The following is a 15409-nucleotide window of genomic DNA, read 5'->3' as shown; positions in this document are numbered from 1 at the left end:
TTATGCTTCTAAAGGTCGCTCAAAGAGCAGGGTTGCGTCGGGATCTCCTCCATTCGTGAGCGGCTTATGCGAGACCGGTTGTCGGGCTTGCAGGTGTGAGAACGCCTGCTGTTTCTTGATATAGAACGAGATGGGCTCTGCCTGTGCTTGCTCCTCGGCGGGCTGTTGCTGCTCGGGGAGATGAAGCGTTGAGGAGACGACCCGTGTTTGTTGTGGTTCGGCAAGGGCGCGTATCTGCTGGATTGTTTGCGCGATCTGGTTATAGGACGACGTATACAGCCGCTCCTGAAGCACATGAGCCAGCGCGGTAATCAGGGCCTGGGGCGACTGGAAGCGCCGTTCAGGGTCGCGCTGAAGCGCATGGTTGATGACCAGTTCCAGGGCGACTGGTATTTCGGGCGCGATCTCATGTAACGAGGGGAGAGGCTCGTGCACGTGCTTACGAACCGTTTCGACAAAGGTTTCACCCATAAAGGGCGGTCTGCCGCTCAAGAGCTCAAAGAGGAGCACACCAAGCGAGTACACATCCGAGCGCTTATCACCTTCCGCGCCCCGGACGACTTCGGGTGCAAGGTATTCGGGTGCGCTGAGAAAACTGCCCGTAATGCTTTTCAGATGCTCGTAGGAGGCCAGGGAGAGTTTTTGGTCACTCAGGTTGGACGCACTGAGTATTTGCGGCTGGCCGAGCTTCATCACCTGAACCTCATCATCCTTGTTGAGAAAGATGGTATTTTTGTTCAGGTACAGAAAGACTCTGCCGCGCTCGTGAAGGTATTCGAGCAGGTCGGCCAGCCGGGTCAAGAGCTGGAGTGCGGCCTGCGCGGACCATTGTTTCTGATGCTTGAGGCGCGTTGTCAGAAGCTCGCCGGGTGCGTCGGGCGTAATGTGATAAAAGATACCCTCTTCTTCTCCGTAGCCGTAGAGCGGGAAGAGATGGGGGTGGCGGAGCGTGATAAGTTGTTCGCTTTCCTGTTCAAAACGGTCGCGAAACCGGTCACGAGCCTGTTTTGACATATTTTTGGGAAGGTGAAAGATGGTAACAATAATCTCTGGAAGAAGCCAGAGTTCTCGTGTGCGGGCGCGATAGATGCTCATACTGGATCCATGCTGTAAGAGATGTTCCAGCCGATACCCGCGAATCTTCCTTCCCAGATATGGATCAGACGATGCTGACATAATGATGGGCTCCTTTCTACCTGATTGCTGTACGGCAGCGTACAAGTGGCCCTTCTTCCCTCTCAGCCTTCAGTGCTTGTGCAGTATTTCTGATGCTCCTCAAGGGAGACGTGAGAATGATGCATGTAATAGTATGGTGCAAAATGGTTGCTCTCGATAGGGGGATACAGGGACAATTTCATTAAGTGTGGTTATCATTGAATGGGGATTCTCTTTATAGTGGGGAGAAGGCGAGAAAGTATAACAGGAAAGGCGGAAGATCCAGGCCCCCGGGGTCTCCGGAGGGACTGGATCTTCACTCTATGGTTGCCGCCTGTTCAGATAGCGTCAGCGCTTGCGCTTCCGCCAGCGAGGCAGGTTGTCGGCTTCCTCCTCCTGGAGGTGGGCCTTCAGCCTGTCAGAGAAACAGCGAGGCAGTTTGTCGGCCTCCTGTGAGAGATGTGCCAGCAGTTTGGTGTAGAAACAGTACGGCTGTTCGGCAGCGTTCTGCGAGAGTCGCTGCCACAGCTTGTCGGTCCACTTGTCCGACAGCCTGGTAGCTTTCTGGACGAAGCGAGCCTTCAGCTTGTCGGTCCACGTGCTCGGCTTCTGCGGCGTGGTCATGGGGGTAACCGTGGCGTACGCACCGCGGGCGGCCTTCAGCCAACCACTCAGCGTGTACACTCCATCGATTCCCTTGTCGAGCCACTGCGGGAGCCGCGTCTTCGGCTTGTCGGGCTGTCCGTGAGCGCCGGTCTCCTGAGAGAGCAGGGCCATGCGCTTCTCGTAGTACCGACAGGCCAGCCTGGTGGCTTCCCGAACGAGTCGGGCCGTCAGTCGGTCGTAGCACCAGCGCGACAGCTCATCGGCCGCCTGCGGGAGCTGTGCCTTCAGTCGGTCGTAGCACTGCCGTGCCTGGTTGGTGCTTTCCCGGACGATGAGCGCCTTCAGCTTGCTGTACCACGTGCGCGGCGTCTCCTGCGAAGGAGTGACCGCCGGGGCCGTCGGTGTGACGACGGGCGAAGCCGCCGAAGAGCCCGAGCCGTCCTTCGTGCGCTGCGTTTGCAGCCAGATGATCAGCAGGTACACGACGCCACCGATCGTCATCTGCACGATGGACAGAGAGAGCGCGTAGGAGACCTTCTCCTTCGTGTGCCACATCCTGGCGTAGTTGTTGGCCGCCCACGTTGCCACGCTTGTGGCCAGCAGGCTGCCGAAGATGTTGAGGAGCTGCGAGAGGAGCACGTCTTTGCTCCAGTGGTTGCGCTCTCCCCTGTTGAGCTGCCAGGGCCACTGGCCCGTGGCTTTCTTCCTCATCACCACTGCGCCCAGCAGCGAGGTGAAGGTACCGAAGCTGGTCGAGGCGACAATCACCCCTACCGTGAGCAGGAGCTTGTCCGGCAGCGCGATGGGGCCACGCGTCCCCACACCTGTGACGACGGCGATGGCGATCGCCATCACGAACGCGAGGCTTGCGATGGCGACGAAGCACAGCAGCTTCGTGGACTGGTTGACGAGCCACTTCACGAGTGAGTCACGCACTCGCGAGATGAATCCCTTACTGTTCTTCTTCCGGAGGTGATACACCTGAATCCTCTTCCCTTCTTCTTCCACGTTTTCCTTGCAGGTGATCTTTCCTTGTTCTGACACCTTCCTCCTTCCCTTCTGTGAAATCCGCGTACGAGATCGCACACAGAAATCCGTCGAGAGGCAGCATGCCATAGGTGGTTGTTCAAGTCCTCGGTTCAGCGAGCCCTGTTGACAGGGGCGATCCTTGTGGGACGTGAACGGGACATATCCTTTGCGCATAGTAGTTCAGCGAGCCTTGTGGGCGCGAGCTACGGGTGCAAAGGTGAATTTGGATTGTAATAGTTAATTGTATGGATTCCGGCAGGAAAAGAAAAGGAGAATACAGGGACAAATGTCCCTATAGGGGGAAATACTGGCGGGTTCTAGAGGGCATGCTGCGGCTTTCCAGGAGCGAGCTCATCGCCTCAGGAGTCTCGGGCAACAGTTTCCCGATTTGCCGGGCAAGAACAGCGTTCTGCTTCTTGTGAGTGATCGTTTGTAGGGCCTCGCTGGCTGTTCGGGTTTCCCTGGGCCTGGCGCATCTCCCTCCACCCAATCGGAGGGAGATGCCGTGTTATGTGCGATGAGCGCTTAGAGCGCTCGTTTGAAGTAGTGGAATGGGGTCCAGTTGCCGCACGGTTCCCACCTGCTGGCAAGCATATTTGAGATGATCGTGTTTCGGTTTAAACCAACACATCGTGTATATTCCCACTGTTTGACGTCTTTGGGGTCCCAGGGGCGGCGGCAGTAGAGCGCGAAGGCTGCGACATCAACGAGCTCCCAACCTGCTTGTCCTGCTTCTTGCAAGATGAGCATCTCATCAAAGGCGGTGGCCCGGAACGTGCGGTATTGCCATGCACCTCCTGAACGACGTTCGTGATCAGTTACGCGAGCATCGGCATACGCCTCGGGAGGACCGAATGCATCAAGGGGAGACTCGCCGCTCTCCGCTACATGGCTTTCAACTTCCGCAATAATATCGCTGATATGTTGATTATCGAGCCCATACCGTTGGAGACAGACGGAAAGCTGCTCAAGATAGGCATCAAGATTCATTGATTTTTTCTCCTTTTTGGTAGATCAGTGTCGCCACATGCTCGGAGAATGCCGTCCACTCTCCAACGAGCTGTTCAAAGGTTTGTCGTCCCTGTTGGGTAAGGGTGTAGTATTTGCGCCCTGGTCCTTGCTCACCCGGTGTCCACCAGCTTGTGATGAGGCCCGCTTCTTCCAGACGAGCCAGCAGGGGGTACAGGGTTCCCCCTTTGATGTGCTCCAATCCTGCCTGTTCCAGCCGTTGCGAAATGGCATAGCCGTAGTATTCGCCAGTAGCGAGCACTCCCAGAACACAGAGGTCCAGAACGCCACGAAGCCACTGTGCGCGTCTTTCTATTTTCATATCTGTATTGTACCATTATCTAGATAGCTTTGCAATCTAGATAGCTCGGGTACTATCCTCTGAATACTACGCTTTTGTTCCGCTTCGGAAGTGCGGTGAAGCCCATATGCCTTTTTTCATAAAGATATGAGATCTATGATTTGTGTTCATGATACGGAATATGTATACTGCTCGCGAACAGGCTAGCAACCCTGAATACCGAGCCTGTCAGGAGGAGAAATGAAGAAATTACAGGGGAAAAACAGCTCTGGTAACAGGGGCACCATCAGGAATCGGGTTGGCTCGCCCGGGTATTTGCGCGAGAGGGTGGGCAGATTGTGGTGACAGGCAGAAATGAAGGGCGAGGGCGGGCCGTCGTTGAGACAATCGAGGCTGAAGGTGGAGTTGCTCGCTTTGTTGCCGCGAATCTGATCTCTCAAGTGGAGGTTGAGTATCTTGCTGCTTCTGCGCTCGATGCTTTTGGTCACATTGATATTCTGGTCAATAATGCGGGGCTGCTGCCTTCTGGTACCACCGCACAGATAGATGAAACGACCTTTGATGCTGTGATCGCGACCAACGTTAAGGCTCCCTTTTATCTGACAGCCGCTCTTGCACCGCAGATGGTGAAGCGAGGTTCAGGAAACATCATAAACCTGACGACCATTTCCGCTTTTCGGGGGTTTCCGACGGCGGCTCTCTATGGTGCGACGAAAGCGGCCCTGACGCTGTTGACGAAAGCATGGGCTGCGGAATTCGGGCCGAGCGGGGTCAATGTCATCGCGCCGGGACCTGTACGAACGCCCGGAGCAGAGAAGAGCATGAGAGAGAGAATGGAACTCATCGCTCAGTCGCTCCCTGCGAGAAAGGTAGCTACTCCGGAAGAGATCGCAGAAGCTGCTCTCTCCCTTGCCAGCGAAGAGGCACGCTTTATTCATGGAGCAACGCTTTCCATTGACGGTGGGCGGCTGGCTATCTAGCCTGCTTGCCTGCTGAAAAGCGTATGTGTCCTTCATAACTACGATACTATTGCTGCATATAGATCTCGCCAGCTATCACTGACGTGTCAAGGCGGAAGCGCGCTGCGGAAGCGGTGTCGTCCTCTCGAACTGGCAAGCGAAAGCGCTTTCCCAGACCCGAAACTCAGAAGATGTTCTTGCTCTCATAGAGCTTCCAGGCGGCTTCCGCGTTCAGCGTATCCCAGGGAGCGGCCTGTGCTTGCTCTTTGCGCATCTGACAGACTCCCACATAGCCAGACGCTTTTGAGCTGGCTTTATCGTAAAGCTGAAGCATAAACGAGTCTAGCCCGATGCGCTCCTGATTATGCCAGATCAGCTTGTGCATCCGCAGACATTCCTCCTTGATAGTGGCGACAGTACCTGTTCCATTCCGGAGCGTCTCTTCCATTGTCAGCTTCTTATCGGTATCGGTGTAGAAGGCGAAGAAAGCGTGTCCATAGCGTGTCGCCTGGGCGGCCTGTCGCTCTATTTGCCCTTCCAGGGTGAGCGGTAGGGTCGAGGTTGGCTGTGGGAGTGTCGTCGCTTGCTGTGCCGGTTGGGGGGTATTCGGAGCGCTACAGGCGAGCAGTGCTATGATGAGCAACGCAAAGGCAATTACATTTCCCTGTCGTGAGAGGCGCTGCTGAAAAGGTGAAGACGGGGCATACGATCTGTTTGCATGGGGTTGAGTTGAGCCCTTCAGGTGGTGTGGCATGCTCTTTTCCCTCTACAGATGAATATCGAAAGAAGAGATATCTTCTATAGAGTATGACGCATGAAGCACGAAAAAAGTAAAAGTGGCGGAGGCGACTGCGAGAGGACCATGTTTTTCTGAGGATGCCCGTTCCTTCTTCTCTCTGCGATAGTCGGCACGACACCTGACGATGGTCTGGAAGCCGAAGGGACAGCTAGCAACGCCAGGCTATCCCTTTTGCATGCATTCACTATGCCGCGACAGGGATTATCCATGCTTCGATCAGACTCCTACCATGCTCAAGCCGGCGCTCGATGGCCCCGAAGTCGGCCAGTCCATCTTGGGGTATCTGCTCTGCCAGTTCGGGCCTGGAGATCAGGCTGACCACGATGACGGGCCACATAGCGCCTGATCATCAACGAGGTTTAGCGAGATGGAGCAAAAGGTGTGAGCAGGCTGGAAAGCGTGCCTGCTCACACCTCTGAAGTGCTATGAAAGGGATGGGGGGATCAGGCGACCATCACGCATATTCAGGCGCACATCTGCTATCTCTGCAATGGTGTGGTCGTGTGTGACGACTATAACGGTTTTGCCCTGCCCGGTCAGTTCTTTCAACAGGTGCACGATCAACCTGCCTGTTTGCGAATCGAGATTCCCGGTCGGCTCATCCGCCAGAATCACCGCGGGATCGTTGGCAAGCGCCCGTGCAATTGCGACGCGCTGCTGTTGCCCACCTGAGAGCCGCCCCGGCGTGTGGTGAAAACGCTCCTCGTCGATGCCTACCAGTTTGAGCAGGTCTCGGGCACGCTGCTGCATTGCCTCACGCGAAACGCCTCCCTTGAGCTCCATCGGCAACGCAACATTTTCAAAAGCCGTCAGGCTGGCGATCAGGTGGAAGGATTGGAAGACGAAGCCAAGCTTTGTACGCCGAAAGCGGTGCTCCTGAGCCGAAGAGAGCCGCGTAATGTCTACCCCGTCGATCACCAGTTCCCCTGAATCGGGCCGATCTAACCCCCCTAAAAGATGGAGCAGCGTGGATTTACCGCTGCCGCTTGGTCCCAGGATCGCGATAAACTGCCCTTGAGAGAAGGCAAAACTGACATCGTTCACGGCTTGCACGGTCTGCCCTTTCAGACGAAAGGATTTGTTGACCTGTGAAGCGGTGACGGTAACCGTAGAAGGATGTGGGTGTTCCGCGCTGTTTTCGCTTGTAAGCTGAAAGCGTTCTGTCTCCATGAGATGGACCTATCCTTTCTTAGTTGGCTTTGCGTAAGACGTGAGCGGGCTTGAGGCGGGCAACGAACCATGTCGGGATCAAACTTGTCACCAGTGCCAGACCGATACCAACACCCACGATAATGAGTAGCGTTTGCGGATTCAGGGTAGCCACTGATAGGCGTGCTGCCTCGATGAGGTTCCTGGCTGTATCGCTGGTTGTGCCGGTACTCTCGTTACTGCCGTCTGATGAGATTATGTTTGTTACGAAGGGGTGGTCGATACTGGGGCCACCGTTCACGGGCTTGAGCAGTGATGCGGCATCGACATCAAAGAGCTGCGTGAGGGGCGGACCCAGAAAGATCAACAGGCCAATTGCCAGCGCCGCCGCAATAAGGTTCATGACCAGGATCTCGGTCCAGAACTGCCGTAAGACTTGCAGGTGTGAAGCTCCAATTGTTTTCAGGACAGCGATCTCGGCGGTTCGCTCCCGAATGAGCATCAATACCGCGAAGATGATAATTGCCGCGGCGATCAGGAACGAGGCGATCAACGCCGCGCGAATGCTCTGCTGTGCGACATGCAGGGCATTGAGCACATTACTATAATGATTGACCAGAGGATCAACGGTGAACTGCGAGCCAAGCAGCTTACGCAGAGCATTCGCCACAGATTCAACCTGATCTTCGCTTGCGGCTTTGACCGTCAGGGAATCGACGCCATCAAGCTGGAACAGGCGCTGTAAGGTGTCCAATGGGATGATGAAGGTATTATCTGTCACCTGTCCCGGTGTTGTGTACAGGCCAATCAGCGTGAATGTTTTCCCGTTCAGGGTGAAGGTATCGCCGACCTTCAGATGATTCTTCTCGGCCAGTGCCTTACTCATCATCGCGACGTTGGTATTGGCATCGCTATCCTGAAAAGCGCGCCCGGCAACCAGTTTCGGCGCTGCCCCTCCATAGACGGTAAAATCGGAGGCGTTGCGGGGATAGCCGCTGATCGCGATGGGTGGAAGCGTGGGAGCGAGGCTCTGAAGCTGCTTCTCAAGATAGGGATGACTCAGGGTCGCCTGTATGGAGGCGACGCCCGCGACCTTCTTGATCTTCTCTACAATACTATTCGGGATGTGAGGGGTATCCACAACGACTGACGTGCCGGTACCGGTTGAGACCGGAGGCGCGGCATTGTTCTTTTGATCCTTCGGCGGTTCATACTGAATCGAAATGGTGGTGCCAATCTGTTGCCGCACGGCTGCCAGTTGCCGCTGAGAGCTGGCATCGAGGCTGACCATCGCGGCAACAAACATCAGGCAGGTCCCCAGAAGGATGACCACCAGCAGCAAGCGAACAGGGTTGCGGAATACATTTTTCAAACTGCGTATAACGAGTTTCATGAAAGCAAACACTCCTTTTCTTGTGTTTTACTCCGGGATACTCTATAACCCAGAATAGCAGAGAGGAGTGAGATGCCAGTGAGAAACCTGTCAGGATGTTGTGAGGATTGCGTCCGCGATGGGCAGCGTGAAGGTAAAACAGGTGCCCTCTCCCGGCTTGCTTGAAACGGAAATCTGGCCGCCGTGTGCCAGGACCATCTGTTTGACGATCGCCAGCCCCAGACCCGTTCCGCCAGTAGCGCGAGTTCGCGAGGAGTCCGCCCGATAAAAGCGCTCAAAGATGTAGGGCAAATATTCCGGCGCGATGCCTGTTCCACTATCTCGCACACTGATATGAACGTGCTTCGCTCTCTGATGGGCGGTAATCCAGATCTCACCGGGACTGGCGGTGTGGGTAATGGCATTGCGCAACAGGTTGCGTAGAATTTGCGCCAGCCGTTCCGGGTCGGCCTCAAGCGGCGGGAGATCAGGAGGGAGTTGCAGGTGTAAGTGCAGGTGTTTCTGTTCCAGTTGTGGCTGGACAATCTGCACCGCCTGACTGACCACGTCTGCAAGCTCAACGGGGTGTCGTTCCAGGTGAAGCTGTCCCGCCTCTGCCAGCGAGAGTACCTGTAAGTCAGCGATCAGCCGGCTTAACAGAGAGGTCTCTTCATAAAGCGAGGAGAGCGTCTCTGCTGTTGGCTCAAGCACGCCATCGACCAGCAGTTCCAGATAGCCGCGAATGTTCATCAGGGGGTTACGCAGTTCATGTGCCACATCGTTTACCAGATTGCGGCGTGCCTGCTCTGAGCGGCTCAGGCTGTCGGCCATCGCATTGAAGGCATGGGCCAGCTCGCTGATTTCTCCTTTCCCTTTGATCGAGACGCGTTGACTGAGGTCTCCCTGTTCCATGCGAATGGCGACGGTTTTCAGCAGGTGAAGCGGTTTGAGAAGCGCCCGGGCAAACAGGAGAGCCAGCAACAGCGCGATCAGTCCCGCGATACAGATGGCCAGCCAGAGGGCCTGATTGACGGATGCAAGGAAGGCTGCTTCTGGAGAGTTCGCGGCAAATGAAACGGCACTCTGGGAAAGCGACTGTGTGGAGGAATCCACAGAGACGTAAAGCGTTGCCGAGAGCGCGGGTGTGTTCCCTTTCTCCTCAGCGGTGCGGAGAGAGGTGTTACCGGTCTGTTCCTCGTTCAGTATTTGCCCGATGAGCGTATGCGCCGAGTCCGCGATAACCCGTCTTTGGGGGTCAAGCAGAACGATACGCTGATGCGAAGAGCGAGCGAGTTGCTCGGTAAGTTCCTGTAAGTAGTGCTGGCTCTTCTGTTGCCGATAGGCTGCGAGTAGCGTCGAGACAATTTGCTGATCGGCAAGCTGCTGATCCGTCTTGGCCTGAGTATAGATCTGTAAATTGTTGCTTGTTATCTGACTTGCGGCGAGGGCAACGGTGCCGACTGCCACCATGACGACCAGCATAAACATCAGAATGAGACGCAGGCGCAGGCTGTACGCGAGCGAGCGGAACCTATGCGCCATTGCCTGCTCTCCTGAACTTATAGCCGACTCCGTATACTGTCTGGATAAGGGCAGGATGTTCAGGATCATGCTCAATTTTCTTGCGCAGGTTGCCCAGATGAAAATCAATCGTCCGCTCAAAGCCCTCATATCCCAGGCCATAGACACGCTCGACCAGCTCTTTACGGCTGAAGGTGCGTCCGGGCGAGGTGATAAATGTTTCCAGAAGTTTGAATTCTGTGGGGGTGAGTTGAACCGGTTTGTCCGCAAGCCAGACCTCATGTGCTTGCAGGTCGATAACCAGCTTGCCGACCTGGAATGTCGCGGGTCGTTCCGCCGAGCGATAGGTTCGGCGCAGTATAGTGCGTACGCGTGCGACGAGTTCACGTAGGCTGAATGGCTTGGTCAGGTAATCGTCTGCCCCCAGAGAAAGGCCCAGAAGCTTATCATCTTCCGTTGATTTGGCAGTCAGCAGAATGACCGGGATAGTTGATTCGGAACGGATCAGGCGGCAGAGGTCAAGGCCATCAACGTGAGGAAGCATCCAATCCAGGATAATCAGGTCAGGGGCCTCGCTCCGCGTCAGGGCCAGCGCCTCTACTCCGTCATACGCTTCCAATGTCTCAAAATGTTCAGTTTGCAGAGAGAGCCGGATTAAATCGACGGTCTTTTTGTCATCGTCCACGACAAGGATCTTATAGTTCATCTTCTCTCCTTTTGAAGTTCATCTCCTGTACTACTATACGTGAGAATTGTGAGGATCTTGTGAGGAAAATGACAGGAAATGATGAGGAAGAAAAGAGAGAAGGTGCACCACTCTTCTAAGAATGATGCACTACTTGCTATGAAGCAACGAAAGCATGCGTCAGGCGGCGGTTGCTCCTAGCGCGAAGGCGCATACAATAATCAGCAGGACCAGCGCGGCAATCGCGGCGAACTGATACTCCCGTTTTGTGAGGAAAGCAACCAGCATCGTGATGATGCGCAGCACCGGCAACAGGATAATGACGGCGATGCCGGCTGTGACGAGCGAGAGGTTTCCAAATCCGAAGGGAAGAGGAATGGCCAGGTTCTGGCCCAGGAATGTGCAGAGCAGCCAGATTGTCAGGAGCGCCGACGCGATCCCTGTTCCCGAATTTAAAAGCCACGCCAGGATGAAATCAAGGCGAGCAGGTTTTCTCTTCATCAATCACCCTCCGGGCATGAGTTGTACGCCAAAAGCGCTGAGCAGCATTTGCACTGCCAGAATGACCAGAACCGCGACAAAGAGCCAGCGAACTTTCTCGTTCGAGATGGCCATCAGGATACGTGCCCCCAGAATCGCCCCCACAACTGATCCCAGTGCAACGGGGCCAGCAATCGGGCCAACAATGTCACCTCGCACGAAATACGCTCCTGCGCTGGCGGTAGCGGTGACGCCGATCATAAAATTCGACGTTGCCGATGATACCTTGATCGGGAGGCGGAGCGCTGTATCCATCGCTGGAATCTTGAGTACACCGCTGCCGATGCCGAGAAGCGCCGAGAGCAGCCCCGCTCCATACATCAGAGTCAAGCCCAGAGGCAGATGTTGTACCTGATAGGGGATATCGCGTCCCTGTGCAGGATCTGGATAGCTGGCATCCAATCTTCGTGCCCACTGGTGCGAAGCATGTGCTGTTGCCACCGCTTCGGGCTCTTTCCGGCGAGCGAGCATCTGTTGCGCCGAGATAAGCAGGACGACGGCAAAGATGAAGAAAAGGAAGGGCGTCGGTAACAGCCCCGAGAGAAACACGCCGGTCAGGGCGCCGAGCGTTGTGCAGGTTTCCAGCACAATCGCGAGACGAACATTGGTCAGGCGGCCCTTAAGAAAAGGGGCAGCACTGCCACAGGAACAGGCGATGACGGAAACCAGGCTTGCGCCTATCGCCTGATGAATATTGATGTGCCCGAATATAGTAAGAATGGGAACGATGAAAATGCCACCTGCCATGCCCAACATACCACCAAGCGCACTGGCTCCCAGAGCGGCAGCAAACAACCAGAGCATGTGTGTCACTTCAGGCATTATGCTCCTGCGCTTTCTTTGTTGATCGGCGTGCGAGTTGTGTCACGAAGCGGATTTGATCGCCTCGATAGTGGAGCTTTTCGTAATCAACTGGTCGATTCCCTTCCGTATATGAGGTTCGCTCAATGAGGAAGATGGGGCTCCCGACCTCGATTTCGAGTGCCTCCGCGACAACGGGGCTGGCTGCGACCGCTTCCATTTGATATTTCGCCTCGATCAGAGGCGTCTCATATTTCTGTTCAAGCAAGGTAAAAATGGGGTCGGTTTCAAGGTTTTCGGCTAGAATCTTCTCACCCAGTTCCTTCGGGAGATACGTTTCGTCAAAGGAAACGGGGATATTGTCGGCCAGACGAACGCGGTAAATCTGTACCACAGGCGTTCCTTCGGGCACAATCAACTGACGCGCTACAACGTCGTTTGCCGCGACAATCTGCCTCCCGAGCACTTTCGCAGTTGGCGTGCGGCCCTGTACCTGCATGTCCTCCACAAAGCCGGTCAGCTCGGTCAGCTCCTGTGTGATTTTAGGAAGGGTGACAAAGGTGCCTTTCCCGCGCCGAATCTCGACAAGCCCTTGCTGGAGCAAGCTTTGAATCGTTTTCCGAATCGTGGTTCGGCTGACATCAAACTCCTTGATCAGCTCCTCTTCGGTTGGTAACTGGCTCCCGGGCGGTAATTCCCCGCTGGTGATACGCGCGAGAAGGGTGTCTTCTACCTGTACATACAATGGGATACGGCTATTCTTGTTTGTCATCATAGCGATATAGTAACATAATTACGTCATCCTGTCTATGAATGAAGCGAATGTGGAAGGGCGGAGCGCCGAGGTCCCGGGAGATGATGAGTTGTATGCTGCATTCCTCTGCAGAGAAACAACACCTCTGCTTTGTTCAGATGCTATTTCAGCGAAATAGAAGCGGGTATAGCGTGTTTGGAATGCAGGAGCGTTTCATTACGCGCTACGGCGGGATGAAACTGTCTCTTTCCCTTGACAGCGCAGCGCGCTTTCCAGTAATATGGCTGAAAGTTTTTTCTGGTGTTCATATAATAGTTCATTATGTTCATTGAACAGAGAGGCTGTGCAACTGTAATGAGCGAAGAGACCCGAAAAAAGGTTGTGTTGCGTCAGGTTGCCGCGCGGGCGGGCGTTTCTCTTGGAACGGCCTCAAACGTCTTTGCGGGAAGAAGAGGTGTTTCACAGAAGGCGCGTGAGGCGGTATTGAAGGCCGCGGATGAACTGGGATATCATCCTGCCCCACGGACTCCTGAGCCTGCGACAAAGACGCTCGGTTTTCTTTTGCGTTCCGCGCTTGAGATTCCTCTTCCAATCAATCAGTTCTATTCTTATGTTCTCTCTGGCGCTGAACAGGCCTGTACTGAACGTGGTCTCAGTCTCCTCTATGGCACGCTGGATGCGGAGACAAAGAGCATGACAGCCATGCCGGCCATGATTCAGCGCAGGCAGGTAGATGGGTTGTTGGTCGTTGGCTATTTTTCCACAGAATGCTTTACACTGCTGCGAGATACTGGCATACCGTTTGTGATGGTTGACCAGAGCGATGCCGCGTTCGAGGTTGATAGCGTTGTCAGCGACAATGAGCGTGGGGGGTACCTTGCAACGACCTATCTCCTTCAACATGTTCCTCATCCGATACCCGCGATGATTATGGGGCTGCCAAATCGCTCTAGCTTTTATGAGCGCTGGCTTGGTTATCGGCGGGCGTTGGCTGAATACAGCCTCCCCTATGACGAACGCTATGTCTGTCAGGTGAAGAGCGCGGCGGAGGAAGGGTATCACGCGATGAAGACGTTGCTGGATTTGCCGAAGCCACCCAACGCCATTTTCTGTAGTAACGATCAGGCGGCTATCGGAGCCTTAAACGCGCTGCACGAGCGTGGAATAGCTGTTCCTGATGAGTGTTCCATTATCGGTTTTGATGATATCGATATGGCAGCGCACACAACGCCGCCGCTGACCACTATTCGGGTAGATAAAGCCTTGCTAGGAGCGGAAGGAGTGCGATTATTGCTTGATCGGCTTGCGCATCCCGAGATGGCCGCACGTCGTACCACCATTTCCGTTAAGCTGATAGAACGTGAGTCTGTGAGCATATCGAAGGCTTGAAAGGCACAAAGAGAAAGGAAGAATGCAGGTGTTCACATTAGGAGTGAATTACTGGCCGCGCAAGAAGGCCATGTACTGGTGGAAAGATTTTGATCGAGTTGAAGTCGGGCAGGAGTTCGCGGAAATCGCGGCTCTCAAGTTGCAGGTTGCCCGTATTTTTCTCTTCTGGGAAGATTTTCAGCCCGCGCCTGATCGCGTGAGTGAAGAGGCGCTGGCGAATCTGGGAACGGTGCTCGATGTGGCCCGGGAGGTGGGTATTCAGGTGATGCCGACCTTCTTTACCGGCCACATGTCCGGGGCGAACTGGTGGCCTGCGTGGGCTCTGCTTGATGAGGAGGCTGATACCGGTCATCCGCCTCGTCTTTCCAACGGAGTGTATACGCTGCGCCTGGGACGGGACCCGTACACTGATCCCCTGATGCTTGAGGCAGAACGCACGTTGGTGGCGGCGGTCTGTGGGCGCTACGGAGAGCATCCGGCTGTCTATTCGTGGAACTTCTCCAACGAGCCGGATCTGTTCGCGAAGCCAAAAGACGTGCGGGATAGTGCGAACTGGAACAGATTGTTGAGTCAGGAAGTGCGCAAATATTCATCGCGTCCGGTGAGTGCAGGCATGCATTTACCACTTCTGACAAGCCATAATGGTTTTCGTCCTGATCTGCTGGCACCTCATAATGACTTCCTCTCGATGCATGCGTACAGCATCTACTACGATCTGATCCGCAACTCCGATCCGCTGAACAGCGACGTCGTGCCACTTGCCAATCTGGTTGTCGAGGCTCTGGGAGGCAAGCCTGTTTTGTTTGAAGAGTTTGGCTATGCCAGCTCGGAACATGGAGACGTTTCAGAGTATATCTCAATTGAGCGAGCCGGGAAGCAGATCAGCCAGTATCTGGCTTCCGATGAGGATGGAGGGCGCTACTATCGCGAGGTATTAGAGAAACTGGCGCGTTGTGGCTCTCTGGGCGCTTTTGGCTGGATGTTCTCTGACTATGATCCTTCGTTGTGGGAGAAGCCGCCTTTCAAGCTCAATGTGCATGAACGTTTCTTTGGCCTGACGCGCTATGATGGAACGGTCAAGCCCTCGGGTGAAGCCATGCGTGATTTCGCGCAGCGCGTTGCCGCGAACGAGATTCCGCAGCGGACGATCAGCCCGCTACAGCTCAACGTTGAGGAATGGTATCGTGACCCGGAAGGGAGCTTTGACCGGCTCTTTGAGCAGTGGCGCGGGCGCATCTAAGCTCTATCCAGACACCGGGGGAAGTGAATGCATGCTTCCCCCCTCTCAAGAGAACAACACTCCCCACCTTTTTTTGATTGAAGGGGGCTTTCAAGAGTGGA

The 15409-nt window shown here is 55.0% G+C and carries 16 protein-coding genes; 3 read left to right on the top strand and 13 right to left on the bottom strand.

Annotation, left to right across the window (positions count from 1 at the left end; translation table 11 throughout):
- From KTH_RS11045 to KTH_RS11030, 4 genes are all read right to left on the bottom strand, one after another.
- Positions 1-1176 carry a serine/threonine protein kinase gene (locus KTH_RS11045; protein ID WP_497618526.1) on the bottom strand — a complete coding sequence of 392 codons (1176 nt, stop codon included), beginning with the start codon at positions 1174-1176 and terminating at the stop codon, positions 1-3.
- Positions 1177-1503: 327 nt separating this feature from the next.
- Positions 1504-2805, bottom strand: a complete 1302-nt coding sequence (locus KTH_RS11040; RefSeq protein WP_497618524.1) for a hypothetical protein — start codon at positions 2803-2805, stop codon at positions 1504-1506.
- A gap of 510 nt (positions 2806-3315) precedes the next feature.
- Entirely contained in the window at positions 3316-3780 is a 465-nt protein-coding gene (locus KTH_RS11035; RefSeq protein WP_497618522.1) for an HAAS signaling domain-containing protein, read from the bottom strand.
- Complete coding sequence (locus KTH_RS11030; RefSeq protein ID WP_497618520.1) at positions 3770-4120, bottom strand: PadR family transcriptional regulator; 351 nt, start codon at positions 4118-4120, stop codon at positions 3770-3772. The genes KTH_RS11035 and KTH_RS11030 overlap by 11 nt, the downstream gene beginning before the upstream one ends.
- A 317-nt stretch (positions 4121-4437) precedes the next feature.
- On the opposite strand from KTH_RS11030, the gene KTH_RS11025 reads away from it, so the two are divergent.
- Positions 4438-5079 carry an SDR family NAD(P)-dependent oxidoreductase gene (locus KTH_RS11025; RefSeq protein ID WP_497618518.1) on the top strand — a complete coding sequence of 214 codons (642 nt, stop codon included), beginning with the start codon at positions 4438-4440 and terminating at the stop codon, positions 5077-5079.
- A 163-nt stretch (positions 5080-5242) separates the two neighbouring features.
- Here KTH_RS11025 and KTH_RS11020 read toward each other — a convergent pair whose 3' ends face one another.
- The 9 genes from KTH_RS11020 to KTH_RS10980 form a co-directional block, all read right to left on the bottom strand.
- Positions 5243-5812, bottom strand: coding sequence for a hypothetical protein (locus KTH_RS11020; RefSeq protein ID WP_497618516.1), 570 nt, complete (start codon positions 5810-5812; stop codon positions 5243-5245).
- A 229-nt stretch (positions 5813-6041) separates the two neighbouring features.
- Entirely contained in the window at positions 6042-6194 is a 153-nt protein-coding gene (locus KTH_RS11015) for a hypothetical protein (RefSeq protein WP_497618514.1), read from the bottom strand.
- Positions 6195-6280: 86 nt separating this feature from the next.
- Complete coding sequence (locus tag KTH_RS11010) at positions 6281-7027, bottom strand: ABC transporter ATP-binding protein (protein ID WP_497618512.1); 747 nt, start codon at positions 7025-7027, stop codon at positions 6281-6283.
- Between the two features lie 19 nt (positions 7028-7046).
- On the bottom strand, positions 7047-8399 hold the full coding sequence (locus KTH_RS11005; RefSeq protein ID WP_497618511.1) for an ABC transporter permease: 1353 nt from the start codon (positions 8397-8399) through the stop codon (positions 7047-7049).
- A 90-nt stretch (positions 8400-8489) separates the two neighbouring features.
- Positions 8490-9920, bottom strand: a complete 1431-nt coding sequence (locus tag KTH_RS11000; protein ID WP_497618509.1) for a sensor histidine kinase — start codon at positions 9918-9920, stop codon at positions 8490-8492.
- Complete coding sequence (locus KTH_RS10995; RefSeq protein ID WP_497618507.1) at positions 9910-10605, bottom strand: response regulator; 696 nt, start codon at positions 10603-10605, stop codon at positions 9910-9912. Before KTH_RS10995 ends, KTH_RS11000 begins: the two co-directional genes overlap by 11 nt.
- Before the next feature lie 159 nt (positions 10606-10764).
- Positions 10765-11085 carry a DUF1634 domain-containing protein gene (locus KTH_RS10990; protein WP_111320744.1) on the bottom strand — a complete coding sequence of 107 codons (321 nt, stop codon included), beginning with the start codon at positions 11083-11085 and terminating at the stop codon, positions 10765-10767.
- Between the two features lie 3 nt (positions 11086-11088).
- Positions 11089-11946 carry a sulfite exporter TauE/SafE family protein gene (locus KTH_RS10985; RefSeq protein WP_111320742.1) on the bottom strand — a complete coding sequence of 286 codons (858 nt, stop codon included), beginning with the start codon at positions 11944-11946 and terminating at the stop codon, positions 11089-11091.
- Positions 11939-12697 (bottom strand): GntR family transcriptional regulator, encoded by a 759-nt coding sequence (locus tag KTH_RS10980; protein ID WP_497623226.1) that lies wholly within the window; start codon positions 12695-12697, stop codon positions 11939-11941. Before KTH_RS10980 ends, KTH_RS10985 begins: the two co-directional genes overlap by 8 nt.
- Positions 12698-13033: 336 nt before the next feature.
- On the opposite strand from KTH_RS10980, the gene KTH_RS10975 reads away from it, so the two are divergent.
- Both KTH_RS10975 and KTH_RS10970 read left to right on the top strand, forming a co-directional pair.
- The gene (locus KTH_RS10975; RefSeq protein ID WP_497618504.1) at positions 13034-14068 is read left to right on the top strand and encodes a LacI family DNA-binding transcriptional regulator; all 1035 of its coding nucleotides are present in this window, start codon (positions 13034-13036) and stop codon (positions 14066-14068) included.
- A 28-nt stretch (positions 14069-14096) separates the two neighbouring features.
- On the top strand, positions 14097-15308 hold the full coding sequence (locus KTH_RS10970) for a glycoside hydrolase 5 family protein (RefSeq protein ID WP_497618502.1): 1212 nt from the start codon (positions 14097-14099) through the stop codon (positions 15306-15308).
- The last annotated feature ends 101 nt before the right edge of the window (positions 15309-15409 follow it).

The organism is Thermosporothrix sp. COM3, assembly GCF_059696735.1.
Note: the sequence above shows the minus strand (reverse complement) of the source record. Positions and strands in the feature narration are given on the sequence as shown.